Source organism: Caulobacter sp. GW821-FHT09H08 (assembly GCF_059415885.1).
This window is the reverse complement of sequence record NZ_JBWKOC010000003.1, coordinates 639,562-664,893: the sequence shown is the minus strand read 5'-3', so window position 1 is coordinate 664,893 and position 25,332 is coordinate 639,562. Positions and strand designations below refer to the sequence as shown.

Sequence of the window (25,332 nt, the reverse complement as noted above, 5' to 3'; positions counted from 1 at the left end):
CGCTCCCAAAATCATTGCGTATGTTCCGCGCCTCGCCGCCGGGGCTCGCAAGTGCTTCGGACCGTCGAATGGGTGTATAGCTCAGTTGGTAGAGCAGCTGACTCTTAATCAGCGGGTCGTAGGTTCGAATCCTACTACACCCACCATTCTCCTAAAAATACAGTAGGTTGGACTGGGCCGCGCAAGCGGCCGAGAGCCCCTGCGCCTTGCGCGCCGACGTTCCGTGTTCGGCGTTGCCGGCTCTTCCCGGAGCGCGATCCGCCCTGCCCCTGCGGGAGGCTGGACGCCGCCCGCGACAGGCCCGAAGCTGGACCCATGTCCGCCCTCGCCGACCCCGAATTGATCGAAGCCCTGCGCCAGACCGTGCGCGCCCTGTGCCGCGACTTCCCGCCGGCCTATTGGCGCGCCCTGGACCGCGAGAAGGCCTATCCGACGGACTTCGTGGGGGCGATGACCAAGGCGGGCCTGCTGGGCGTCCTGATCCCCGAGGAATACGGCGGCGGCGGCCTGGGCCTGACCGCCGCGGCGGCGATCCTCGAGGAGGTCCACGCCAGCGGCGGCAACGCGGCCGCGCTGCACGCCCAGATGTACACCATGGGCACGGTCCTGCGGCACGGCTCCCAGGCGCAGAAGGAAACGTGGCTGCCGAAGATCGCCGACGGCTCGATCCGCCTGCAGGCGTTCGGGGTGACCGAACCCACCGCCGGCACTGACACCACCTCGATCTCGACCTTCGCCCGGCGCGAGGGGGATGCGTATGTCATCAACGGCCAGAAAGTCTGGACCAGCCGCGCCGAGCATTCCGACCTGATGGTCCTGCTGGCCCGCACCACGCCCAAGGAACAAGTCGCCCGCAAGAGCGAGGGTCTGTCGGTCTTCCTGGTCGACATGCGCGAGGCCAGGGGCAAGGGTCTGACCATCAAGCCGATCGCCACCATGCTGAACCACGCCACGACCGAGGTTTTCTTCGACAACCTCGTGATCCCGGCCGACAGCCTGATCGGCGAGGAGGGCAAGGGCTTTCGCTACATCCTGGACGGCATGAACGCCGAGCGGATCCTGATCGGGGCCGAGTGCCTGGGCGACGCCGCCTGGCTGATCGGCAAGGCGCGGGACTATGCCAACAGCCGGGTCGTGTTCGGCCGGCCTATCGGCCAGAACCAGGGCGTGCAGTTCCCGATCGCCCGCGCCTACGCCCAGGCCCACGCCGCGCGCCTGACGATCCAGGACGCCGCCGCCCGCTACGACAGAGGCGAGCCCTGCGGCGAGCAGGCCAATATCGGCAAGATGCTGGCCTCGGAGGCCTCCTGGGCCGCCGCCGACATGTGCCTGCAGACCCACGGCGGCTTCGGCTTCGCCGAGGAATACGACATCGAGCGCAAGTTCCGCGAAACGCGGCTCTATCAGGTGGCGCCGATCTCGACGAACCTGATCCTGGCCTATGTCGCCGAGCATGTGCTCGGCCTGCCCCGGTCGTACTGATGAGCGCCTTCGCCGACTGGGTCGGGCGTGAGCGGCGGCGGTCGGCGGTCCTGGCGGCGTCGGACATGGCCCGGCTGTCGGCGGTGCTGGACCGGCCTGCGCCGACCGACGAGGTCCCACCCGCCTGGCACTGGGCGTGCCTGGCGGAGCCCGTGCAACGGTCAGACCTCGGTCCGGACGGTCACCCCCGGCGCGGCCTGTTCCTGCCCCCCATAGAGGCTCCACGGCGGATGTTCGCGGCGGCGGAGCTGAGTTTCTCCGGACCTCTGCGGATCGGTCAGCAAACCGAGCTCGTGGAGACCATCGCCGGGATCGAAGAGAAGCCTGGCGCCAGCGGGCCGCTGACCTTCGTGACGGTCGACAGGGCCTTCAGCCAGGCCGGCGCGCCCCGCGTGCGCGAACGCCAGACCATTGTCTACACCGCCGCACTGCCCGCGCCCCGCACACCGGATACGGAACCGACGCCACCCGCCGAATGGACCCGTGAGACCCCGACCGATCCGGTGCTGCTCTTCGCCTTCTCGGCGGCCACCTCGAACAGCCACCGCATCCACTACGACCTGGACTACACGACGCAGGTCGAGGGCTATCCGGGCCTCGTCGTTCATGGGCCGCTGATCGCCCTGCTGATGCTCGAGGCCATGCCGGCGCGCTCGCTGACGCGGTTCTCGTTCCGTGCGCTGAAACCGGCCTTCGCGGGAGAGACGGTGACGACTCACGGGCGCTCGGCCGAGGGCGGCGCCGAGCTGTGGGCCGAGAGCGGCGGCGCGGTGCTGATGAAGGCCCGCGCCGGCTTCTGAGCGCCCTGCGCCTGTGTCCCTACTCTTCCAGGGTCGACGTATCGAAGCCGTGATACAGCGACAGGAAGCGGAACGGGTGGCCAGGCACGTACTCGCTGAACATCACGTTGTTGATGTCGCTGAAGGTGTCGAAGATTCCGAGCTTGGCGTCCGGAACCTGCAGCGCCAGGTGATGCCGCGCCAGGTTCAGGGCGATCTGGTCGATCCAGCGGGTCACGGTCTCGCGCGACAGCCGCTCGTCCAGATAGGCCCGCAGCCAGCGCAGCATGATCAGGGTCGCGGGCGTCGGACGCGCCAGCAGCAGGTTGGCGGTGATCCGCGAGCCGGCCTGGGTGTTGCGGTCGTTCTCGTTGATCACGAGATCGGCGTCTGGCCACTGCTCCAGGAGGTCGGAAACCCCGCGCTGCAGAAGCAGGTCGATGTCCGACACGAACACGGGCCGCTGCAGCAGCTCCAGGAGCCCGCCCAGGCGCTGGAAGCGCACCGACTGGTAGTGGGCGACCGGAATCTCGATCAGGCCCTTCGGCGGGGCCTCATAGCACTTGGTCGTCACCGCCGAGGCGTCGAAACCGTCGCCGACGAAGACGACGCGAGGATCGTCGATGCGAACGGTCGCCGCCGCCTGGGCCAGCCGGTCCTGGCCGCCGATGACGTGGATCACCACCAGGAACGGCACGTCGCTGTGTTTCAGCACCGACAGCGCCAGCCAGCGGCCATAGAGCTCGACATAGCGCTCGTCGGCGGCGGCGAAGAACACCGCCTGGACGCCCAGGGCGTCCGCATGGGCCTTCAGCCCCGCGCCATCGAGGGTCTGACCGTCACCTGTGAGAAAGACCTGCGGACCATCGTCAACGGGCTCGGGCGTGGGGCCGGCCACGTTCGCGCCGGTCAGGGATTCCAGCACCACGCGATAGTGGATCAGCCAATCCGTCCATTCGGGTCCCGGCGAGGTCGCGTTCAGCGCGCCCGCCTCGGCCAGCAGTTCCTCGAACAGCGCCAGACGCTCGGGCGTCAGGGGTTCGCACAGGATCAGGCTGACGGCGTCGTGGAAGAACTTCAGCCGCCCCAGAGGATGCAGGCTGGAATGCGGATCGCGGGCCGTAGCGACCGCCTGGGCCAGTTCGGCCGCGATGTCGATCACCTCGTCGACGGCAAGGTCGGCCTTGAAAGCCGAACCCTCGATGAGCGCACCTTCCAGGAACCGCTCCATCAGCGCCGGAGCGTCTTGGCCTAGGGTCTCGAACGCCAGGCCCCCGCGCCAACCGACCTGGAGCTCGAAACGCTCGGAAGCCTCGGCCCAGGCCGTCTCGTCGGGAAAAGACAACTGCTCGAACAGCGGCCCCTTCTCCGCCAGGATCAAGGTTCCGGCGACATTGTCCAGCACCCAGCGGTGATGAGGATAGCCGCGGCGCTCGCCCTGCAGGCGGAGGGCTTCCAGGTAGCGCGAAGGCGTGGTGATCCAGCCCGCGTCGGCCAGCATCGGCAGGCGCTCCAGCAGCACCGAAGGCCGCTCCAGCGTCTGCACCACATGCAGCGCCACGCAGTAGTCGAAGCGGCCATGGCGGGCCACGTGGGCCTGGATGGCGCGATAGGTGTCCGGATCGGAAAGATCGCCCGGGAACGCGCCCCCCGCGCCCAGGACCACGTCGCTGAGGTCTTCCGGCCACCCCGACGGTCCGCCGCCGATCACCAGCACCCGGAAATCGGGGCTCTGGACCTTGCGCGTACGCAGGTGGTTCACGAGGCCACCGAGATCGTGGAGCCCCGTCAGCCGGCCGAATTGCGACACCTTGGCGGTGCGCCGGCGGAACAGCAGGTCCATCTGCAACAGACCGCCGTCCTGCACATCGGCCAGGCGGTGGAATTCGGTGGCGTCGACCGGCGCGAAACCCATCGCGGCCAGCTGCGCGAACACCGCCTCGGCGCGCGCCCCGCCCGCGTTGAAATTGACCAGGGACACTTCGATCAGGATGTAGTCGGCTTGCCGCAGGACGACTTCGCCGCCGCGCAGTACGTCCAGCTCCGAGCCCTGGGTGTCGATCTTGACGAAGTCGAAGCGGCGTCCGGCGAACAGATCGTCGAGCCGGGCCTTGGGAACCGTGCGGGTGACCGTCACCTCGTCGCGGAAGTAGGTGGTGTTTTCGCGATAGAGCGAGACGCCGGTGGACTGCAGCCACTCCTTGGTCAGGAACAGCTCGGCCTCGCCGTCCTGGTCCGAGGCGGCCACCATGTGCCGCTCGTAGGGCAGCTTGGCCAGGTCGTCTTCGCAAAACGGATTGGGCTCGACCAAGGTCGGCAGGCAATCCGGGAAGGCCTGGACGAAGCTGGTCGAGAAACTCCCGACGTGCGCACCGATATCCAGCAGGGTGCGCGGCGAGAAGCCATCCAGCTTCAGCGCCTCCAGCTGCTGGCGATTCACGAAGCGGCGCCTTCCCAGAGGCGGCCGTCGGCCGGGATCGCCTTGACCGCGTGCCGCAGCGCCAGTTCATCGCGATAGAGGTCGTGCAGATGAGCCTCGCCTTGCATCTCGCGGTCGTCCCGGTCCAGCGACAGGCCCACGTGCAGATAGTTCGACAGGTTGGCGAGGTTGGGTCGCGGCCGCTGGCCAGCCTGATACTCCGCGATCATCTCGCCGTAGAGCGCCTCCAGCTTGCCGGCGAGGAGCTCCATGTCGAACAGCACGCAGGTGTCGCGATTGGCCGCCAGGGTCTTGCTCAGGGCCTGGGCCTTGCCGCGATCGGCGCCGATCTCGACGGCCTTCTCGACATAGGCCTGCGCGCTGTCGACCACCAGCTCGGGCAGGCCGGCGCTGCGCACCAGGCTGCCGCAGACGCGCGAGGCGAAGCAGCGGCCCGACCAGGTCAGGACTGGAACCGCCATCCACAGCGCGTCCGAGGCCGTGGTGTGGGCGCCATAGGGCGTGGTGTCCAGGAACAGGTCCGCCAGGCGATAGCGCGCCAGGTGGAAGGCGTTTTGCATCTTCGGCGCGAAGACCAGGCGGGTGCGGTCCACGCCCCTGGCCTCGGCTGCGTCGCGCAGGCGGGCGTTGGTTTCCGGATTGCTGTCCAGCAGCCACAGGACGCTGCCGGGCGTACGCTTGAGGATCTCCATCCAGCGGCCGAAGACGTGCGGCGTGATCTTCTGCGTGCCGTTGAAGCAGCAGAAGACGAAGCCGTCCTCGGGCAGGCCCGCCTCGGTTCGGGTCGGATAGGCTTCCTCGACCTTCCGGCGACGATCGTTGGGCTGGTAGCAGGGAATCCGGCGGACGGCCTCGGAGTAGTACATCTCCATCTCGGGCGGGATGATCCACGGATCGCCGATGATGTAGTGATGGTAGTCGCTGCCCATCGTGCCCGGATAGCCCAGCCAGTTGACCAGGATCGGGGCTGGACGCCGCGCGAAGACGGCGCTGCGGGCGTCGCGCGTGTGGCCGTTGACGTCGACCAGGATGTCGATGCCGTCGTCGACGATGCGCTGGGCGGCCTCGTCGTCCGACATCGGGCGGATGTCGGTGAAATGCTCCACCGCGGCGCGGATGCGGGTGTTGAGGCCATCGCTGGACTCCGGACCGCAGTAGTAGGCGAAGACCTCGACCTTCGACTTGTCGTGCACCTCGAACAGTTCGGCCATCAGGTAGCCGACGGCGTGGTCGCGCAGGTCGGACGAGATGTAGCCGATCCGCGGCCGGCGGCCGGTCAGGTCGATCGGCGCATCGCGGCGGTCGGCGCGGATCTGCTCGGCCGTGACCTTGGCTTCGCGCTCGACGAAGTCGCTGGCGGCGGCCAGCTGCAGCAGCGGATCGTCGGTATAGGCCCCGATCGACAGCGGATTCAGGCCGTGTAGCAGCGCCTCGCGGCCGACCCGCTCGGTCGGCTGGATCGCGGGCCACTTGCACTGCGACAGGCGCGTGGCGACCAGCTGGCCGATCACGTCCATCGCGTGGGGATCGAGGTCGGCGGCGCGCTGCAGGGCCATCTCGGCGCGAGCGGGCTGATGCATCTCGCCCAGCAGGCGCGCGATCTGCTTGAGGCAGGTGAAGGCGTAGCCGACACCCATGCCGCTCATCACGCCCGGACGGTTGGCGCCGGCCTCCCAGGTGGCGATGGCCATTTCCTGCAGGCCGCCACGTTCCTGGATGCCGCCCAGGTTCACATAGGCCGGCAGGAAGTCGGCGTTCACGGCGATCGCCTGTTCCAGCGAGGCCGCCGCGCCGGCGTTGTCGCCCAGCACCGCCTGCAGGATCGAGCGGTTGAACAGCGCCACGCTGACCTGCGGGTGCTCGGGATTGAAGCGGATCCAGACCTTGTAGGCCTGGTCGGCCAAGGCGGGCTGACCGCCCTGCCCCAGGCTCGCGGCAAGTGTGATGACATCGCCGAGCGGCGCCCCTTCGGCGGTCAGCTTGCTCAGCAGGTCCAGCGTGTCGACGTCGGCCATTGTCTTCCTGAAACCGGTAGGCGGCGGACAGGCGTGCGCGAACGCGGCCCGCGAGTCAGCCGTGCGTGATCATGGCATGGGGTTGAAGCCTCGACCAATGGCCGAGAAGCGAGCCGCCGTCCGCGCCGGTGGGCGCGGACGGCGAGCGTCACGATCAGGAGATTTTCAGATACGACGCGATCTGGGCGTCGCTCAGGCTCTGCACCTGGGTTTGGGTCAGGGCGTTGGCCTGGGTCGTGGTCAGGGCCTCGATGTTGGTCGTCGTGAGGTTGTCCAACTGGGTCGTGGTCAGGCCGGAGATCTGCGTGGCTTGCAGCATGCCGACCTGGGTCGTGGTCAGGGCCCCGACGACGGTCGTCGACAGCGAGCCGATCTGGCTCGTGGTCAGCGCCGCGACCTGGGTGTCGGCCAGATCGCCGATATCGGTGGTCGACAGGCCCTTCAGCTGCGTCGCCGTGAAGCCCTTGATCTGGGTCGTCGACAGCGCGGCGGTCTGGGTGGCGTCCATAGCCGAGACGTTGGTCGCCGACAGAGCGGCCAGTTGCTGCGTGCTCAGGACCGCGAACTGGGTGTCGGCCAGCTGACCGATGTCGGTCGTGTTCAGACCGGCCAGTTGGGCGGTGACCAGACCCTTCACCTGGGTGGTGCTCAGGCTGCCGACCTGCGTGCCGTCCAGCGCCGAGAAGGCGGTGGCGGTCAGCGCGCCGACCTGGGAGGCGCTCATGCCGGCGATCTGGGTCGTCGACAGTTGCGCCGCCTGGGTCGTGGCCAGGACACCGATCTGCGAGTTGGTCAGCGCGCCGATCTGGGTGTCGCCCAGTTCGCCGATATCCGTCGTCGACAGACCCTTCAGCTGGTCGTTGGTCAGGCCCTTGACCTGGCTCGTCGTCAGCGCGGCGGTCTGGGTGGCGTTCAGGGCCGAGACGTTCGTCGCCGACAGCGCGGCCAGCTGGCTGGTGGCCAGGGCGGCGATCTGGGTATCGGCGAGTTCGCCGATATCCGTCGTCGACAGGCCCTTCAGCTGGTCGGTGGTCATGCCCTTGATCTGGGTCGTCGTCAGAGCGCCGACCTGTGTCGAGTTCAGCGCCGAGAAGTTCGTCGCCGAGAGCGCGCCGACCTGGGCGGCCGACAGCGCCGCGACCTGGGTGTCAGCCAGCTCGCCGATGTCGGTCGTGTTCAGACCCTTCAGCTGCGTGACCGTCATGCCCTTGATCTGGGTCGCGCTGATCGCGCCGACCTGGGTGCTGTCCAGGGTCGAGAAGCCGGTGGCCGAGAAGCCGCCGATCTGGGTCGAGCTGAGCGAGGACAGCTGGGTCGTGGCCAGGGCCGCGACGCTGCCGGCGCTGAGGCCGCCCATCTGGCTGGCCGTGAGGCCCTTCACCTGGGTCTCGGTCAGCGAACCGATCTGGGTGGCGTTCAGCAGGTTGAGGTTGGTCGCCGGGATCGCGCCGATCTGGGTGGCCGTGAGACCGCCGATCTGCGTGGTCGACAGTTCCTGCACCTGGGTCCCGGCGAGCGCCGCGACCTGGACCGCCGAGAGCGCGCCGACCTGGGTGGCCGACAGCTCGTCGATATCCGTGAGCGACAGGCCCTTCAGTTGGGTCGCCGACAGCGCGCCGACCTGGGTGTTGCTCAGCACGGCGACCTGCGTATCGGCCAGGGCCGAGATGTTGGTCGCCGAGAGGTTCTTCAGCTGATCCGCCGTCAGGGCCGCGATCTGGGTGGTCGAGAACTCACCGATGTCCGTGGTCGACAGGTTCTTGAGCTGATCGGTGGTCAGGCCCTTCATCTGGGTGGCCGTCAGCGCCGCGACCTGGGTCGCGTTCAGGGCCGAGAAGCCCGTGGTGCTGAACGAACCGACCTGGGTGGACGACAGACCCGCGATCTGGGTGTCGGCGATCTTGTCCAGGCCGCTACCGCTGTTCAGACCCTTGATCTGGGTCGCGTTCAGACCCTTGATCTGGGTCGCACTGATCGCGGCCCACTTGGTCGTGCTCAGCATGTTCAGCGTCGTGGTGTCGAAGCCGCTGACCTGCGTCGAGCTGAACGAGCCGATCGCCGTTTCGCTGAGGTCCAGCGCCTCGCCGCTCATGCCGTTGATCTGCGTGGCGCTCAGACCCTTGACCTGCGTTTCCGTCAGGGCCGCGGTCTGGGTCGAGCTCAGCGACTTGAGGTTCGTCGCCGAAACCCCGCTGATCTGAGTGGAGCTCAGCGCCGCGACGTTCGTGTCGCCGAAGGCGAACAGGATGCCGGCCGGCAAGGCCCCCATCTGGGTCGAGGTCAGGCCCGGGATCTGGGTGGCCTCGAGATCGTCATAGAAGGCGCCCGCGAAGGTATCGATGGCTTCCTTCTTGATCGCGCCGATCTGCGTCGTGGTCAGCCCCTTTATGGCTGTCCCCGTGATCGCGCTGATATTGGTCCCCGTCAGCGCGCCCACTTGCGCCGTCGTCAGGTTGCCAAGCTGGGTCGCGGTCAGATCGTTCAGGAGGCCGCCAATGGTGGACAGAGCCAGCTGGGTGGTCGCGATCGCCTTGATCTGGGTCCCGGTCAGCGCCTGGGTATTGGTCGAGTTGATGCCGCTCAGATAGGTGGCGTCCAGGGCGGCGATCATGCTCGTCGACACGGCCGCCGTCTGGGTTTCATCCAGGTAGGCGAAGAGGCTGCCGCTCAGGTCCTTGGCCTGCGTGGCCACCAGGCCCGCCAGTTGCGTGGTCGCCAGCGAGGTGACCTGCGTCTGGGAAAGCGCCCCCAGCGCGGTGGTGCTGATCGCGCCGATCTGGCTGGTCACGAGATTGCTGATCGTCGTGTCGAACTCGCGGATGTTGTTCCCGTCCAGCGAGCGAATCTGCGTCGCCGTCAGGCCCTTGACCTGCGTCGTCGACAGGCTTTGCACCTGGGTCGAGTTCAGCGCCTGGAAGGCGGTGTTGGTCAGGGCGCCGATCTGGGTGGCGGTCAGGCCGGTCAGCTGGGTCGTCGACAGTTCCTGGACCTGGGTGTCGACCAGGGCGCCGACCTGGATGGCCGAGAGGGCGCCGACCTGGGTCGAGGACAACTCATCGATATCCGTAACCGACAGGCCCTTCAGCTGCGTGGCCGAGAGCGCCTGGATCTGGGTGTTGGCCAGCGCCGCGACCTGGGTGTCGGCCAGGGCCGAAACGTTGGCCGCCGACAGGTTCTTCAGCTGGTCGGCCGTCAGCGCGGCCACCTGGGTCGTCGACAGCTCACCGATATCGGTGGTCGTCAGGCCCTTAACCTGGTCGGCCGTCAGGCCCTTGATCTGGGTCGTCGACAGGGCGCCGACCTGGGTCGCGTTCAGGGCCGAGAAGCCGGTGGCGGTCAGGGCGCCGATCTGCGAGGCCGAGAGCGCCGCGATCTGGGTGTCGGCAAGCTCGCCGACGTCCGTGGTCGACAGGCCCTTCAGCTGGCTGACCGACATGCCCTTCACCTGGGTCGTCGACAGGGCGCCGACCTGGGTGGAGTTCAGGGCCGAGAAGCCGGTCGCCGTCAGCGAACCCACCTGGGTCGCGGTCAGGGCGCCGATCTGGGTGTCGGCGAACTCGCCGATGTCGGTGGTCGACAGGCCGGCCATCTGGCTGGCCGTCAGGCCCTTGACCTGGGTCTCGTTCAGGGCGGCCACCTGCGTGGCGTTCCAGGCCGAGAACTTGGTCGCGCCCAGCGCGCCGATCAGGGTCGAGCTCATGCCCGAGATCTGGGTGGTCGACAGGTCGCCAACGTTCAGCGAGGCCACCTGGGCCGCCGACAGGGCGCCGATCTGGGTGGAGTCCAGCTCGCCGATATCGGTGGTGGTGAGGCCCGCCAGCTGGGTGTTGGTCAGACCCTTCATCTGGCTGACCGTCAGGGCCGCCGTCTGCGTCGCGTCCAGGGCCGACAGGTTGGTCGGCGTCAGGTTCTTGATCTGGTCAGCGCTGAGGGCGGCGATCTGGGTATTGGCGAGCTCGCCGATATCCGTCGTCGACAGGCCCTTCAGCTGATCGGTCGTCATCCCCTTGATCTGGGTCGTCGTCAGGGCGCCGACCTGGGTCGCGTTCAGGGCCGAGAAGTTGGTCGCCGTCAGCGCGCCGATCTGCGAGGCCGAGAGCGCCGCGACCTGAGTGTCGGCCAGTTCGCCGACGTCGGTCGTGCTCAGGCCCTTCAGCTGCGTCGCTGTCATGCCCTTGAGCTGGGTTTCGCTCAGCGCGGCCACCTGGGTGGCGTTCAGGTTCGAGAAGCCGGTCGCGGTCAGGGCGCCCAGCTGGGTCGAGGACAGGGCCGCGACCTGGGTGTCCGCCAGGTTGGCGATGTTGGTGGCCGCCAGGCCCGCCAACTGGCTGCTGTTCAGGCCCTTGATCTGGGTCGTCGTCAGCGCGCCCATCTGGGTGGCGTCGAGCAGAGCGACATTGGTCGCCGTGATCGCGCCGACCTGGGTCGACGAGAGGCCGCCGATCTGGGTGGTCGACAGTTCCTGCACCTGGGTTCCGGCGAGCGCCGTGACCTGGGCGGCCGACAGCGCGCCGACCTGGCCGGCCGACAGTTCGTCGATATCGGTGGTCGACAGGCCCTTCAGCTGGGTCGTCGACAGCGCCTGGACCTGGGTGTTGCTCAGGGCCGTGATCTGGGTCTGGTTCAGCGCCGAGACGTTGGCGGCCGACAGGTTCTTGATCTGGTCGGCGGTCAGGGCCGCGACCTGGGTGTCGGCCAGCTCGCCGATGTCGGTGGTCGACAGACCCTTAACCTGGTCGGCCGTCAGGCCCTTGATCTGGGTCGTCGACAGAGCGCCGACCTGGGTCGCGTTCAGAGCCGAGAAGCCGGTGGCGGTCAGCGAACCGATCTGCGAAGCCGACAGCGCGCCGACCTGCGTATCCGCCAGATCGCCGATGTCGGTGGTCGACAGGCCCTTCAGCTGGGCCGCCGTCAGACCCTTGATCTGGGTCGTGGTGATCGCCGCGGTCTGGGTGGCGTCGAGCGCCGAGAAGGCCGTGACGCTGAGCGCGCCGACCTGGGTCGAGGCCAGGGCCGAGATTTGCGTCGTCGCCAGTTCGGCGACGTCCGTGGCGTTCAGGGCGCCGAGTTGCGCGGTGGTCAGGCCCTTGACCTGGGTCTCGTTCAGGGCGCCGACCTGGGTCGCGTCCAGGGCCGAGAAGTTGGTGGTCGACAGCGCGCCCACTTGCGAAGCGCTCATCGCGCCGAGCTGGGTGGTCGACAGCGCCTTCACGTTGGTCAGGTTCAGCGCGCTGATCTGCGAAGTCGCCAGGGCGGCGACCTGGGTGTCGGCCAGCTCACCGATGTCGGTGGCGTTGAGCCCCTGCAGCTGGGTCGAGGTCAGGCCCTTGATCTGCGTGCCCGAGAGCGCCGCGACCTGGGTGTCGGCCAGGGCCGAGATGTTGGCGGCCGAGATGTTCTTGATCTGGTCGGCCGTCAGGGCGCCGACCTGGGTCGTCGACAGTTCGCCGATGTCGGTGGACGACAGGCCCTTCAGCTGATCGGTCGTCAGGCCCTTGATCTGGGTCGTCGTCAGAGCGCCGACCTGGGTCGAGTTGAGGGCGGAGAAGTTCGTCGCCGAGAGCGAGCTGACCTGGGCGGCCGAGAGCGCGGCGATCTGGGTGTCGGCCAGTTCGCCGACGTCGGTGGTGCTCAGACCCTTCAGTTGGGTCGCCGTGAGGCCCTTGATCTGGGTTTCGGTGATCGCCGCGACCTGGGTCCCGTTCAGGGACGAGAAGCCGGTCGCCGTCAGCGAACCCAGCTGGGTCGAGGACAGCGCCCCGACCTGGGTGTCGGCGAAGTTGGCGAGGTTGGCGGTCGTCAGGTTCTTCAGCTGGTCGGCCGTCAGGCCCTTCAGCTGGGTGGTCGACAGCGTGCCGATCTGGGTGGCGTCCAGCTGCGTCACGTTCGTCGGGGTCAGAGCGCCGACCTGGGTCGACGACAGGCCGCCGATCTGGGTGGTCGACAGCTGCTGCACCTGGGTGGTGGCTAGCGCACCGACCTGGGCGCCGGTCAGGGCGCCGACCTGGCCGGCCGACAGTTCGCCGATGTCGGTGGTCGACAGGCCCTTCACCTGGGTCGTCGTGAGGCCGGCGACCTGGGTGTTGGTCAGCGCCGTGACCTGGGTCTGGTTCAACGCCGAGACGTTGGCGGCCGAGAGGTTCTTGATCTGGTCGGCGGTCAGGGCCGCGACCTGGGTGTCGGCGAGTTCGCCGATGTCGGTGGTGCTCAGACCCTTCAGCTGGTCGGCGGTCAGGCCCTTCAGCTGCGTGGTCGAAAGCGCCGCGACCTGGGTCGCGTTCATCGCCGAGACGTTGGTGGCGGTCACCGAGCTCAGCTGGGTCGCGGTCAGCGCGCCCACCTGCGTGTCGGCCAGTTCGCCGACGTCGGTGGCGCTCAGCCCCTTCAGCTGGGCTGCCGTAATGCCCTTGATCTGGGTGGTGCTGAGAGCGCCGACCTGCGTGGTGTTCAGGGCCGAGAAGGCCGTAACGCTCAGCGCGCCCACCTGCGTGGCGCTCAGTTCGGCGATCTGGGTGTCGGCCAGTTCGCTGACGTCGGTCGCGTTCAGCGCGCCCAGCTGGGCCGAGGTCAGCCCCTTCACCTGGGTCGTGCTCAGCGAGCCGACCTGCGTGGCGTTCAGTGACGAGAAGGCCGTGGCGGTCAGGGCGCCGACCTGGGTCGAGGACAGGACCGCCAGCTGCGTGGTCGCAAGTTGCTGGGCCTGCGTCGTGGCCAGGGCGCCGAGCTGCGACGTCGTCAGGGCGCCGACCTGGGTGTCGGCCAGTTCGCCAACGTCCGTGGTCGTCAGACCCTTGATCTGGTCGACGGTGACGCTCTTGACCTGGGTGGTCGACAGCGCGCCGACCTGCGTGGCGTCGAGGGCCGAGAAATTGGTCGACGTCAGCGAAGCCACCTGCGCGGTGGTCAGGGCGCCGACCTGGGCAGCCGAGAGCTCACCGATGTCGGTGGTCGACAGGCCCTTGATCTGGGTCGTGGCGAGGGCGGCGATCTGGGTGTTGCTGAGCGAGCCCACCTGGGTGGCGTCCAGCGCGGACAGATTCGCGACGCTGAGCGCGGCCAGGCGGTCGCCGGCCAGGGCGCCGATCTGCGTGCCGGCCAGTTCGCCCATGTCGGTGGTCGACAGGCCCTTCACCTGGCTGACGGTGAGACCCTTGACCTGGGTCTCGCTCATCTGCCCGACCTGGGTTCCGTCCAGGCCCGAGAAGTTGGTCGCCGAGAGCGCGCTGATCTGCGTCGAGCTGAGGACGGCGATGTGGGAGGTGTCGAGGGACTTCAGCTGAGTCGAGGTAAGGGCCGAGACCTGCTGGGTGGAAAGCTGTGTGAGCTGGGTGACGTCGAAGGTCACCGAAGTCTGGAACTTCGGGATCTGCGTCGTGGTGAGCGCCTTGACCTGCGTCGTGCTGAGCGCGCTGACCTGGGTGCTGTCGAGCACCCCGATACCCGTCGCGCTGATCGCGGCGATCTGCGTGCCGTTGAGGGACTGGATGTCCGTCGTCGTCAGGCCCTGGATCGCGGTCGCCGAAAGGGCCGTGATCTGTGCTGCGGAGAGACTGGAGATCGGCATACATCCATCCTTGCTGGGCGGACGCGCCCCCTAGCGCGTCACAAAGCAGCTATCAGGCGCCCCCGTACGCAGACGTCCCGCAAATCAAGCCACACTACGGCTTGATCCGGGTAACCATATTTCCTTTCCAAGACCTTTCAACGAGACATGCGGACGCAGGAGAACTCTTCCTGACGACCGGTTCCGAAAACGACGCGTTCTCGCCGACCAGAATTGGAACAAAGCCTTTCAAGACAAGGCTCTGGGCTCGACCTAGATCATCCGCCCACTGTTCTGGGATCCAAGTAAATTCGCTTACCAGGCGATTAATGCAGGACCGGCGGCTGATCGTCACGCCACATTTTGCGCTCAACCGTTAAGGCGCGCGATTCGAATTTACACCCGTTCGGACGGCAGGAGCTCGAAACTGGCTGTCAGGCCGTCGACAGAGGAGCTCGCGATCCAGACGTCGAAGGCGCCCGGCTCGGCGATCCAATAGTTGTTGTCGCCGACGAACATCAGGTTGGCCCGCTTCAGTTCGAACCGCACCTCCCGCTCCGCGCCGGGGGCCAGCGAGACGCGTTGGAAGCCCTTCAGTTCGCGGACCGGACGGGTGCGGCTGGCCACGCGGTCGCGGATATAGAGCTGGACGACATGGTCGCCGTGGACCGGACCCGTGTTCTTGACCCTGGCGGTGACGTGCAGGGTCTCGTCCCAGCCCAGGCGCGCGGTGCTGAGCTTCATATCGGACACCGCAAAGCCCGTGTAACTCAGGCCGAAGCCGAACGGATACAGCGCATCGTTGCGGATCGACCGCCAGCGGGCCTTGTACTCCTGGCCGTTCGGGTCTGCCGGGGCGGGGCGCCCCGTGGTCCGGCCGTTGTAGAAGAACGGCTCCTGGCCACTGTCGAGCGGGAAGCTGACCGGCAGACGGCCCGACGGGTTCACCGCGCCGAACAGCACGTCGGCCACGGCGTTGCCCATCTCGCTGCCCAGGAACCAGGTCGCCAGGATCGCGGGCGCATCCCTGACCGCCCCTTCCAGGGCCAGGGCGCGGCCGTGGCGCAGCAGCACGACGACGGGCTTGCCCGTGGCGGCGACGGCCTCGGCCAGCCGCTGCTGAGCGGCGGGGATGCGGATGTCGGTCCGCGACTTGGCCTCGCCGGTCATGTCCTGGCTCTCGCCGATGGCCAGCAAGACGATGTCGGCGGCTTGAGCGGCCGCTACGGCGCGCTCGATCCCGCCGGGCATCGCGCCTTCGATATAGGAGCCCTGCTCGACGATCAGGCTGGCCGGGTCGGCCAGCTGCGCGCGCAGGCCTGTGGCGAGGTCGACGTTCAGCCGCTTGTCGGCGAAGAAGCCGCCCCAGGCGCCCAGCACGTTCTCGCGGTCCTCGCCGAACGGACCGATCAGCGCCAGACGCTTGCCGGCCTTGGGCAGCGGCAGCAGGGCCTTGTCGTTCTTCAGCAGCACGATCGAGCGCGCGCCGGACTCGCGGCTCAGCGCCTTGGCCGCCGGCGTAGCGGTGCGGGCGGCCTCGGTCTTCGGGTCCAGCGAACGATAGGGATTGTCGAAGAGGCCGATGGCCTCCTTCAGCGCCAGCACCCGGCGCACCGAGGCGTCGACCACCGTCATGGGCACGGCGCCCGAGGCGACCAACTCCGGCAGGTAGCGGATGTAGAGGCCGCTCTGCATGCTGATGTCGACGCCGGCCAGGATCGCCAGGCGCGCGGCGTCGCGGTCGTCGACGGCGAAGCCGTGGGCCACCAGCTCCTGGTCGGCCGTGTAGTCCGAGATGACGACGCCCTTGAAACCCCACTCGCCGCGCAGGATGTCGGTCAGCAGCATCTTGTTGGCCGTGGCCGGGACGCCGTTGACGTCGTTGAAGGCCGACATGGTCGTCAGGGCCCCGGCGGCGAACGCCGCCTGGAATGGCGGCAGGTGCACCTCGCGCAGCGTGGCGTCGGAGAGCTCGACGGAATTGTACTCCAGCCCCGCCGTCACCGCGCCATAGGCGGCGAAGTGCTTGGGCGTGGCCAGCATGCTGTCGTCGGCCTTCAGGTCCCGGCCCTGAAAGCCGCGCACCCGGGCGGCGGCCAGCACCTCACCTAAGAAAACGTCCTCGCCCGAGCCCTCGGCCACGCGGCCCCAGCGCTGGTCGCGGGCGACGTCGACCATCGGCGCGAAGGTCCAGTGCAGGCCCGAGGCCGTCGCCTCCTGCGCCGCCGCGCGGGCGGTGCGCTCGGCCAGGTGCGGGTCGAAGCTGGCGGCTTCGGCCAGCGGGATCGGGAACACGGTGCGGAAGCCGTGGATCACGTCGGCGGCGAACAGCAGCGGGATCTTCAGCCGCGAACCCTCGACCGCGGCCTTCTGGGTCTCCAGCGCCGCCTGGGCGCCGACGCCGTTCATCAGCACGCCGATCCGGCCGGCCTTGATCTCGGCGGTCAGGGTCTGGGCGTTGCGGATATTGACCAGCGGGTTCATGTCGCCGATTGGCGGGCGGATCATGTCGGCGAAGCACGACAGCTGGCCGGCCTTCTCCTCGATCGTCATCTGCGCCAGCAAGGCTTCAATGCGATCGGAGGCGCGGGCGAAGGCCTTTGGGGCGGTGACGGCCAGGCCCGTCAAAGCCGCTCCACCAGACAGGAAGGCGCGTCGGCTCGGCCCAGCGGGGCCGCCGTTCGTCGTCTTCAAGACCATGGAATCCCCCGGGACGCGCTCAACAAGCGGGCAAATTCGCCGCTAAAGCCCGCCTAGGCAACCAACCTTTGGGAGGCGGCCGCCCTCGCCTACTCCGCGGGGTGCAGCACCGCCTCGGTCGGAACGCGAGCGGCGTTGTAGATCTCCAGGTCCAGGATCCCCTCGCGCTTGGCCACGATGGTCGGGACCAGCGCCTGGCCGGCGACGTTCACGGCGGTGCGCCCCATGTCCAGGATCGGGTCGATCGCCAGCAGCAGGCCCGCGCCTTCCAGCGGCAGGCCCAGGGTCGACAGCGTCAGGGTCAGCATCACCGTCGCGCCGGTCAGGCCCGCCGTGGCGGCCGAGCCGATCACCGAGACGAAGACGATCAGGACGTAGTCCGACCAGGCCAGGTGCACGCCGAAGAACTGGGCCACGAAGATCGCCGAGATCGCCGGATAGATGGCCGCGCAGCCGTCCATCTTGGTGGTCGCGCCAAACGGCACGGCGAAGGCGGCATAGGCGCGTGGCACGCCCAGGCTGGTCTCGGTCACCGCCTCGGTCACCGGCAGGGTGCCGACCGACGAGCGCGAGACGAAGCCCAGCTGGATCGCCGGCCAAGCGCCTTGGAAGAACTTCACGGGGTTCAGGCCGTTCAGCGCCAGGATGGTCGGGTAGACCACCAGCAGCACCAGGGCCAGGCCGATATAGATCGCGCCGGTGAAGGCGCCGAGCTGGCCCAGGGTCGTCCAGCCGTACTGGGCGACGGCGTTACCGAACAGGCCGATGGTGCCGATCGGGGTCAGGCGGATCACCCACCACAGCACCTTGCGCACGATCGCCAGGGCCGAGGCGTTGAACTTCAGGAAGGCCTCGCCCGTCTCGCCGACCTTCAGGGCCGCGACGCCGGTGACCAGCGAGATCACCACGATCTGCAGCACGTTGAACGACAGGCCGGTCGTGGCCGCGCCGTCGACGATCTTGGTCGAGGCGGCCAGGCCCAGGATGTTGCTCGGCACGAGGCCCGTCAGGAAGTCGAGCCACGAGCCGTGGGTTTTCGGAACCTTGGCGGCGGCGGCCTCGACCGTCGTGTGCAGGCCCGGCTGCAGGATCAGGCCCAGAGCGATGCCGATCAGCACCGCGATCAGGGCCGTGACGGCGAACCAGAACAGGGTCCGCCAGACCAGCCGAGCGGCGTTCTGCAGCTGGGCGATATTGGCGATGCTGGCCACGATGGCTGTGAACACCAGCGGCGGCACCAGCACGCGCAGTAGCTGGACGAAGATCGAGCCGACCTGATGCAAGGTCTCCGCCAGGGCGTAGCCCGCCTGCCCCTCGTCAGGCCCCAGGTTGCGGGCCAGCAGGCCAAGGCCCAAGCCCACGACCATGGCGGCCAGGACCTGGACACCGAAGCCGCTGATGAAGCGGCTGCTCTTGGGTTGCGCGGACGCCATGCTCGTTCCCTGAAAGACTGCGGACTTAATCTCGTGCGCAGCGGTGGGAATTACGAGCGAGGTTTTTCGGCAGGCCCCTTCAGGAAAACTGATCTGCCTAAAGGCGCGGCAGCCACATGCCCATGATGGCGAAGAAACCACCCGCCGCCGTGGCCAGGGTCGCCACCGTCATCCCGCCGGCCATGACAAACTTGGCGACCGCCCCGCCCCGGTCTCGCGCCAGCAGGTAGAGCTCCAAGATCGCCAGCGGCAGCAGCACGTGGCCAAAGGCCAGGAAGATGTCGAACGGTCCGTCGAACGCGTCGGTGTGACCGACCGGCCCTCGGTTGGCGACGAACCACAGCATCATGCCCAGCCGATAGAAGAACACGCCCAGCATCAGCACGAACGTCCGCAGCGCCCAGCGCTGGTGGACATCGAACCGGCGCGCTAGGGCGAACCGCAGGGCCTGGGCGGCGCAGACCATCAGCAGGACGACGTTCAGCGTGTTGCCGGCGGCCATCCACGTCCCCGCCACCGCGCCACGCGTGAGGGCGATGTAGAGACCCGACCCAGCGATGGCGAAGGCCACGAAGATGAACACCCGCCCGTTCCAGCGATGGAAGGCCGCCGCCTTGGTCCGGATCGCCGGGACCAACTGCAGCGCGCCGGCGAACGCCACGAACACCGCCATCAGCAGATGCGCGCCCAGCGCCAGGTTTCCCGCCATGTCGCCCGGATTGTAGCCGTGCCCCTTGGGCAGCACGACGTTCCAGCGCTCCCAGTTCCCGGTCATCGCGCCGATCCCATAGATCGCGACGATGTAGATCCCGAAAGCCCACAGCCCCGCGACCAGGGCGACGAACCATGCGGCGGCCGAAAGGCTCAGCGCCTTGGCGGCGGTCGTCTTCATGCGTGTTCAAGTCCCGACGATTAAGTCCCTCGGACACGAGGCTTAGGGAGCCGGAGAGAGCGGAGCCATGACGCGCGGCGCCACGAACTTGACCCCGGCGATCACCCTGCTACCGGTCGGCCATGGTCAGTACGGTTCAGGCGACGGTGTCGGGCGGGTTCTTCCGGGCCCTGCTGGCGTTCGCCGTGTCGCTGGGCGCGGACCGCGCGACGCTCCTGGCCCGCACCGGCGTCGCCGAAACCGACTTCGCCGACCAGGACGCCCGCATCCCGCTGTCGGCCTACAAGGCCCTCTACCGCGCCGGCCAGGAGCTGACCGGCGAGCCGGCCCTGGCGTTGAAGTTCCCGGAGGCCACCCGCTTCGAGCAGATCTCGATCGTCGGCCTGATCTGCCAGGCGGCCGACACCATGGGCGGGGCGCTGAAGCAGCTGAACCGCTATTCGCGCCTCGTCATCGAGGTCGAGGGCGTCTCCGACGGTCCGCGCTTCCAGCTGACGCCGCGCGAGGACGGCCTGTGGATCGTGGACCACTGCGCGGTCGAGGACTTCCCGGAGCTCGTCGAAGCCGGACTGGCCCGTTTCTCGTGCGAGGTGGCGCGGCACTATCCGGACTTCGTGTTCGTGCTGGCCGCCCATCTCAAGCGCCCTCGTCCAGCCCACGCCGCCGAATACGAGCCGATCCTGCGCGCCCCGGTCACGTTCGGCGCGGCCTGGAACGCGTTGAAGATCGAGCCCGCCTGGCTGAACCTCGAGATCCACCGGCCCAACCGCTACGCCTTCGGCATGTTCAACAGCCATGCCGACACGCTGCTGAAAAGCCTGGAAGACTCCAAGACCATGCGCGGTCGGGTGGAAGCGCTGTTGATCCCCCTGCTCCACACGGGCGAACTGGCCATGGACGACGTCGCCAGGGCGCTCGGCCTCTCGCGCCAGACCCTCTACCGCCGGCTCAAGGCCGAGGGCGTCAGTTTCGACCAGGTGCTGGACGCCCTGCGCCAGCGGATGGCCGAGACCTATCTGGAGAAGCTGTCGGTGAATGAGACCGCCTATCTGGTCGGCTTCTCCGAAACCAGCGCCTTCTCCCGCGCCTTCAAACGCTGGACCGGCGCCAGCCCACGCAGCCGCAAGGGCGGCTAGTCCTTCAGCCGAACCTTCACCGTCGTCGACAGGCCCGGCCGCAGGTGAGCCACCTCGGCCTGGCCGGGATCCAGGCGGATGCGCACCGGCACGCGCTGGACGATCTTGGTGAAATTGCCCGTGCCCGGCTCGAACGGCAGCAGCGAGAACTGCGAGCCAGACCCCGGGGCGAAGCTCTCGACACGACCCTTCAGCGCCTTGCCGTCCAAGGCGTCGACCTTGATCGTCGCCTCCTGACCCGGAAGCATCCGCGCCACCTGGGTCTCCTTGAAGTTGGCGACCACGTAGAGGGCCTTGATCGGCACGATGGTCATCAGCCGCGTGCCGGGCTGGACGTAGTCGCCGGGCTCGGCCTGGCGGTCGCCGACCACGCCGTCGATCGGCGAGGCGACGATGGTGTGGCTCTGGTCCTGGCGGGCCAGGATCTGGGCGGCGCGAGCACGGGCCACGGCGGCCTCGGCCTGGGCGAGACTGGCTTGCAGAGTGGCGCGTTTGGCGGCGGTGACGGCGGCTTGGTCCTGGGTGACGGAGAGCTGAGCGCGGCTGCGATCGGCGGCCGACTGAGCCCCGACGGCCGTGGCGCGGAAGCGCTCGACGTCGCGCCGGGCCACCGCGCCGCTATCGGCCAGGTCTTCGTAGCGCTTGCGGTCGGCCTGGGCGCGAACGTTCTCGGCGTCGGCAGCGGCGATCGCGGTCTGGGCGGCGCGGATGGTCGAGCCCGCCAGGCGCTGCTCGGCGTCCAGCGAGATCAGGGCCGCGCGGGCGCTGGCGGCGGCGGCCTCGGCATTGGCGATATCCGCGTCGGCCGAAGCGACGCGGGCGTCGAACTCTTCGGGATCGATGCGGACCAGCGGGTCGCCGCGCTTGACGGTCTGGTTATGGCCGACCAGTACCTGGGCGACGAGGCCGCGCACCTTGGGCGCGACGCTGGAACTGTCGGCCTGGATATAGGCCGCGTCGGTCGACACCGAGCCCTTGGGCATGGCGATCAGCGCGCTGCCGCCCACGGCGACGACCACCGCTCCGCCCACAGCCAGCACGGTCTTGCGCGAGAACGGCGCCTTCTTGGCCTTGGCGGCGGGAGCGTCGACGAGGCCTTCCTTAAACGTGGCGTCGGTCATTGGGCGGCCTCCAGGCCGAGGCGGCGCTTCAGGTGCGTCCGCGAGCGTTCGAGAATGGCGTCTGAGCGGTCGGCGTCGGGCTCGGCCCGCGCCAGGGTCAGGGCGCCGACCAGTTCGGCCAGGGTCGAGCTGGCCTCATACTCGGCATGGTCGCGGCCGAGCGCCGCCAGATGGGTGGCGATGATCCCGGTCAGGTGCGCGACGCCTCGGGCGTAGCGAGCGCGGGACTCTTCGGAGAGCCGAGGCGCGTCGACGGCCAGGTAGGGCAGCGGACAGCCGCCCGACCGCGAGTCGCGGTGCCGGGCCGACAGGTAGAAATCGATGTAGCCGGTCAGGGCCTCGCGCGGCGGCAGCGCCTTGACCCTTTCGAGCAGCTGGATCGGCCCGCCCTGGAACATGTGGGCGATTGCCTCGGCGACGAACGCCTCCTTCGACGGGAAGTGGGCGTAGAAGCCCCCGTGCGTCAGGCCCGCGCGGGCCATGACCCCGGCCACGCCCAGGCGATACGGCCCTTCCTCGCGGATGGCGTTGGCGGCCTCGTCCAGCACCTTCTGCCGGGTCTTGGCCTTGTGTTCGGCGTCGTAGCGCATCTTGCACCCTCGATTACATGACGCATATAATATTATGGCCATCATACTTTCAAGGGGCGCCCCATGGCGGACCAGCAGCCGATCGATCCGGGGGCCCTGCCCACCCGGACCAAGTTCCTGATCTTCGCGGTCATGGCGTTCGGCCAGTTCATGGCCCTGATCGACATCCAGATCGTCGCCGCCTCGCTGAACCAGGTGCAGGCAGGCCTCTCTGCCGGACCCGACGAGATCAGCTGGGTGCAGACCGGTTATCTGATGGCCGAGCTCGTGATGATCCCGTTCGCCGCGTTCCTGGCCCAGGCGCTGTCGACGCGCTGGCTGTTCGCTCTGTCGGCGGGCCTCTTCACGATCTCCTCGGCCCTGTGCGGCATGGCCTGGGACATCGACTCGATGATCCTGTTCCGGGTGCTGCAGGGCTTCACCGGCGGAGCCATGGTGCCGACCGTCTTCGCCACGGGCTTTGCGATGTTCTCCGGACCACAGCGAGCGATGATCCCGGCGATCCTGGGCATGGTCTCGGTGCTGGCCCCGACCCTGGGCCCCACGGTCGGCGGCTGGCTGACCGACGCCATCGGCTGGCGCTCGATCTTCTACATCAACATCGTGCCCGGAGCCCTGGTCACCCTGCTGGCCATCAACGTCATCAAGGTCGATCGGCCCAAGCTGTCGATGCTGAAGACCATCGACTATTCACACCTGGCGGCCATGGCCGTGTTCCTGGGCGGGCTGGAATACGTGCTGGAGGAAGGCCCCCGCAAGCAGTGGTTCGAGGACACCGGCATCGCCATCGTCGCCTGGGTGACGGTCGTGGCCCTGGCCCTGTTCATCGAGCGCTCGCTGCGGTCCGGCGGGCCGATCGTCAAGCTGTCGCCGTTCCGCAAACCGACCTTCGCCTTCGCCTGCGCCTTCAATCTGGTGATCGGTTTTGGGCTCTATTCGTCGACCTACCTGATCCCGGTCTTCCTGGGCCGCGTGCGTGGCTATGACAGCCTGGAGATCGGCACGACGGTGTTCGTCACCGGCATCGCCCAGATCCTGTCGACCGTGATCGCCGCGCGGCTGTCGACAAAGGTCGATCCGCGCATCGTCGTCAGCGTCGGCCTGACCCTGTTCGCCGCCGCCCTGTGGCTGACCTCGCACATGACGTCGGAGTGGGGCTTCATGGCGCTGCTGGGCCCGCAGGCCCTGCGGGGCTTCGCGATCATGCTCTGCATCGTGCCCAGCGTGACCCTGGCCCTGGGCGGGTTCGAGATGACCGAGCTGCGCTACGCCTCGGGCCTGTTCAACCTGATGCGCAACCTGGGCGGGGCGATCGGCATCGCCGTGGTCAACACCTGGCTGGGCGACAACGCCCGCATCCACGTGGCCCGCTTCGGCGAGGCGCTGGGCGAAGCCGGTCGCTCCGGGACCGAGGCCCTGGGCGCCCTCGCCTCCCGGATCGCCGAGCGCACGCCGGACGCGGCCCAAGCGGCGCTGATCATGCAAGGCGAGCTGGCCAAGGTGGTCGGCCGCCAGGCCCTGACCCTGGCCTTCAACGACGTCTTCCGGGTGATGGCGGTGCTGTTCCTGGCGGCCCTGGTCATGGCCCCCTTCTGCAAGCCGCCGCCCCTGACCGGCGCGGCGCCACCGCCCGACGCGCACTGAGCCGGACAAAAAGAACCCCGGCCAAAAAGAACCCCGGGAAGACGAGCTTCCCGGGGGGCTTGCAGGTAGTTCCGTTTTGGAAGGTCGGAGGCGGCCTAGTGGCCGCTCGCCACGCCTTCCTCGATCTCGTGGGTCGGGGCCTTCTTGGCCACGATCGCGAACCACAGGACGTAGAGGTAGCAGACCAGCGGAGCGGCGAACGCCAGCGACTTGGAACCCGTCGCCTGTTCGATCGCGCCGAAGATCAGCGGCAGGAACGCGCCGCCGACGATGGCCATGCACAGCAGGCCCGAGGTCGCCGAGGCCGGGGCCGACGAGCGCTGCAGGGTCAGGGTGAAGATGGTCGGGAACATGATCGAGTTGAACAGGCCGATCAGCAGGGCCGCGAAGGCCGGGATCAGACCGCTGGTCACCGGCACCGTGGCCAGAAGCAGGTTCAGCTCGCCCGTGTGGGCGCTGGGGACCATGTCCTTGGTCAGGATCACCACGGCGCACAGCGCGATCGCGCCGACGGCGACAACGGTCAGCAGCACGTAGTCCTTGATCGACTTCAGCAGGGCCGAGCCGGCGAAGCGGCCGATCATGGCGAAGACCATGAAGAAGGTCGTCATCTTGCCGGCCTGTTCGGCGGCGATGTTGAGGACGTGGGTCTGCTCGATGAACAGCAGCAGGTTCAGCGAGACCGCCACTTCGGCGCCGACATAGAGGAAGATGCCGATGGCGCCGAGGTTCGCCCACTTCGACGACAGGGCCGTCAGCGGATTGACGAAGTGGCCGGTCTTCGGCGCGGCCTCGGTGATCAGATGGCGAACGAAGAAGATCGCCAGGATGAACAGGGCCAGGCCCACGCCGATGGCGAGATAGACGTTCGAGACGAAGCCCAGGGCCTGCTCGCGCATGGCCTCGGTGATCGTGACGCCCTTTTCGAAGATCTGGCCCTTCAGCAGGAAGTTGGCGCCGAACCACAGGCCGCAGGCCGCGCCCAGCGAGTTGAACGCCTGCGACAGGTTCAGGCGGAACGAGCTGTCCTCGGGACGGCCCATCGAGGCGATCAGCGGGTTGGCGGCCACCTGCAGCAGGGTGATGCCCGAGGCCATGACGAACAGCGCCGTCAGCACCAGGGCGAAGGTGTGCAGCTTGGCCGCGGCGATGGCGATGAAGCAGCCGACGACGATGCCGCCCAGGCCGACCATCACCGACTTGGCGTAGCCGAACTTCGACAGGAAGCCGGCCGAGGGCATCGACATGACGCCATAGGCGATGAAGAAGGCGAAACCGGTAAGGTTGGCTTCGACGGGGCTGAGCGTGAAGACCGTCTTCATGGTCTTCAGCAGCGGGTCGAGCAGGTTGGTGACCAGGGCCCAGATGAAGAACAGGCAGGTCACGTAGACGACGGCCAGCTTGACGCCGTTGCCCTTAGGCGTGGAATTCGCGATCGCGGCGTCGGTCATCGGACGGCGCCCTCGAGGCTGTGTTTCACCGCAATCACTGCACCACTCCCTAGTGACGATATTTTGTGAGTCCGTCTTTTCGCGGACGCGACATTCACCGGAAGCG

The 25,332-nt window shown here is 68.1% G+C and carries 13 protein-coding genes and 1 tRNA gene; 5 read left to right on the top strand and 9 right to left on the bottom strand.

All coding sequences use genetic code 11. The features are described 5' to 3' along the window. Window positions 1-70: 70 nt before the first annotated feature. The 3 genes from AC07NN_RS12720 to AC07NN_RS12710 all read left to right on the top strand — a co-directional run bounded on the left by AC07NN_RS12720 (window position 71) and on the right by AC07NN_RS12710 (window position 2,282). Window positions 71-146: transfer RNA gene (locus AC07NN_RS12720), tRNA-Lys, on the top strand. A gap of 169 nt (window positions 147-315) precedes the next feature. After that, the gene (locus tag AC07NN_RS12715; protein WP_494641213.1) at window positions 316-1,482 is read left to right on the top strand and encodes an acyl-CoA dehydrogenase family protein; all 1,167 of its coding nucleotides are present in this window, start codon (window positions 316-318) and stop codon (window positions 1,480-1,482) included. Beyond that, window positions 1,482-2,282 carry an HTD2 family dehydratase gene (locus tag AC07NN_RS12710; protein ID WP_494641211.1) on the top strand — a complete coding sequence of 267 codons (801 nt, stop codon included), beginning with the start codon at window positions 1,482-1,484 and terminating at the stop codon, window positions 2,280-2,282. Before AC07NN_RS12715 ends, AC07NN_RS12710 begins: the two co-directional genes overlap by 1 nt. Before the next feature lie 19 nt (window positions 2,283-2,301). Here the strand turns inward: AC07NN_RS12710 and AC07NN_RS12705 are convergent, their stop codons facing one another. The 6 genes from AC07NN_RS12705 to AC07NN_RS12680 form a co-directional block, all read right to left on the bottom strand. Further along, the gene (locus AC07NN_RS12705; RefSeq protein ID WP_494641209.1) at window positions 2,302-4,701 is read right to left on the bottom strand and encodes an FkbM family methyltransferase; all 2,400 of its coding nucleotides are present in this window, start codon (window positions 4,699-4,701) and stop codon (window positions 2,302-2,304) included. Continuing rightward, window positions 4,698-6,716: an O-linked N-acetylglucosamine transferase, SPINDLY family protein gene (locus tag AC07NN_RS12700; RefSeq protein WP_494641207.1), complete on the bottom strand. Its 2,019-nt coding sequence runs from the start codon at window positions 6,714-6,716 to the stop codon at window positions 4,698-4,700. Before AC07NN_RS12700 ends, AC07NN_RS12705 begins: the two co-directional genes overlap by 4 nt. 154 nt (window positions 6,717-6,870) lie before the next feature. Then, window positions 6,871-14,280 (bottom strand): beta strand repeat-containing protein, encoded by a 7,410-nt coding sequence (locus AC07NN_RS12695; RefSeq protein ID WP_494641206.1) that lies wholly within the window; start codon window positions 14,278-14,280, stop codon window positions 6,871-6,873. 375 nt (window positions 14,281-14,655) lie between these two features. Continuing rightward, entirely contained in the window at window positions 14,656-16,959 is a 2,304-nt protein-coding gene (locus tag AC07NN_RS12690; RefSeq protein WP_494641204.1) for a glycoside hydrolase family 3 N-terminal domain-containing protein, read from the bottom strand. 89 nt (window positions 16,960-17,048) lie between these two features. Then, window positions 17,049-18,392, bottom strand: coding sequence for a dicarboxylate/amino acid:cation symporter (locus AC07NN_RS12685; RefSeq protein ID WP_494641202.1), 1,344 nt, complete (start codon window positions 18,390-18,392; stop codon window positions 17,049-17,051). Window positions 18,393-18,489: 97 nt separating this feature from the next. Further along, window positions 18,490-19,284, bottom strand: coding sequence for a DUF2306 domain-containing protein (locus AC07NN_RS12680; protein ID WP_494641200.1), 795 nt, complete (start codon window positions 19,282-19,284; stop codon window positions 18,490-18,492). Between the two features lie 122 nt (window positions 19,285-19,406). Here AC07NN_RS12680 and AC07NN_RS12675 point away from each other — a divergent pair, with 122 nt between their 5' ends. Then, window positions 19,407-20,420 carry an AraC family transcriptional regulator gene (locus tag AC07NN_RS12675; protein ID WP_494641198.1) on the top strand — a complete coding sequence of 338 codons (1,014 nt, stop codon included), beginning with the start codon at window positions 19,407-19,409 and terminating at the stop codon, window positions 20,418-20,420. Here the strand turns inward: AC07NN_RS12675 and AC07NN_RS12670 are convergent. Together AC07NN_RS12670 and AC07NN_RS12665 are read right to left on the bottom strand one after the other, a co-directional pair. After that, window positions 20,417-21,541 (bottom strand): HlyD family secretion protein, encoded by a 1,125-nt coding sequence (locus tag AC07NN_RS12670; protein WP_494641196.1) that lies wholly within the window; start codon window positions 21,539-21,541, stop codon window positions 20,417-20,419. The genes AC07NN_RS12675 and AC07NN_RS12670 overlap by 4 nt on opposite strands. Continuing rightward, window positions 21,538-22,131 carry a TetR/AcrR family transcriptional regulator gene (locus AC07NN_RS12665; protein WP_494641194.1) on the bottom strand — a complete coding sequence of 198 codons (594 nt, stop codon included), beginning with the start codon at window positions 22,129-22,131 and terminating at the stop codon, window positions 21,538-21,540. The genes AC07NN_RS12670 and AC07NN_RS12665 overlap by 4 nt, the downstream gene beginning before the upstream one ends. A gap of 63 nt (window positions 22,132-22,194) precedes the next feature. Here AC07NN_RS12665 and AC07NN_RS12660 point away from each other — a divergent pair, with 63 nt between their 5' ends. Further along, window positions 22,195-23,775 carry a DHA2 family efflux MFS transporter permease subunit gene (locus AC07NN_RS12660; protein ID WP_494641192.1) on the top strand — a complete coding sequence of 527 codons (1,581 nt, stop codon included), beginning with the start codon at window positions 22,195-22,197 and terminating at the stop codon, window positions 23,773-23,775. 95 nt (window positions 23,776-23,870) lie between these two features. Here AC07NN_RS12660 and AC07NN_RS12655 read toward each other — a convergent pair whose 3' ends face one another. Beyond that, window positions 23,871-25,226: a sugar MFS transporter gene (locus tag AC07NN_RS12655; RefSeq protein ID WP_494641190.1), complete on the bottom strand. Its 1,356-nt coding sequence runs from the start codon at window positions 25,224-25,226 to the stop codon at window positions 23,871-23,873. Window positions 25,227-25,332 lie beyond the last annotated feature (106 nt).

Coding starts and splice junctions, on each gene's coding strand:
- AC07NN_RS12685 (WP_494641202.1), bottom strand. CDS start 18,392: ATGGCGTCCGCGCAACCCAAGAGCAGCCGCTTCATCAGCGGCTTCGGT.
- AC07NN_RS12675 (WP_494641198.1), top strand. CDS start 19,407: ATGGTCAGTACGGTTCAGGCGACGGTGTCGGGCGGGTTCTTCCGGGCC.
- AC07NN_RS12665 (WP_494641194.1), bottom strand. CDS start 22,131: ATGCGCTACGACGCCGAACACAAGGCCAAGACCCGGCAGAAGGTGCTG.
- AC07NN_RS12690 (WP_494641204.1), bottom strand. CDS start 16,959: ATGGTCTTGAAGACGACGAACGGCGGCCCCGCTGGGCCGAGCCGACGC.
- AC07NN_RS12710 (WP_494641211.1), top strand. CDS start 1,482: ATGAGCGCCTTCGCCGACTGGGTCGGGCGTGAGCGGCGGCGGTCGGCG.
- AC07NN_RS12670 (WP_494641196.1), bottom strand. CDS start 21,541: ATGACCGACGCCACGTTTAAGGAAGGCCTCGTCGACGCTCCCGCCGCC.
- AC07NN_RS12700 (WP_494641207.1), bottom strand. CDS start 6,716: ATGGCCGACGTCGACACGCTGGACCTGCTGAGCAAGCTGACCGCCGAA.
- AC07NN_RS12655 (WP_494641190.1), bottom strand. CDS start 25,226: ATGACCGACGCCGCGATCGCGAATTCCACGCCTAAGGGCAACGGCGTC.
- AC07NN_RS12715 (WP_494641213.1), top strand. CDS start 316: ATGTCCGCCCTCGCCGACCCCGAATTGATCGAAGCCCTGCGCCAGACC.
- AC07NN_RS12680 (WP_494641200.1), bottom strand. CDS start 19,284: ATGAAGACGACCGCCGCCAAGGCGCTGAGCCTTTCGGCCGCCGCATGG.
- AC07NN_RS12695 (WP_494641206.1), bottom strand. CDS start 14,280: ATGCCGATCTCCAGTCTCTCCGCAGCACAGATCACGGCCCTTTCGGCG.
- AC07NN_RS12660 (WP_494641192.1), top strand. CDS start 22,195: ATGGCGGACCAGCAGCCGATCGATCCGGGGGCCCTGCCCACCCGGACC.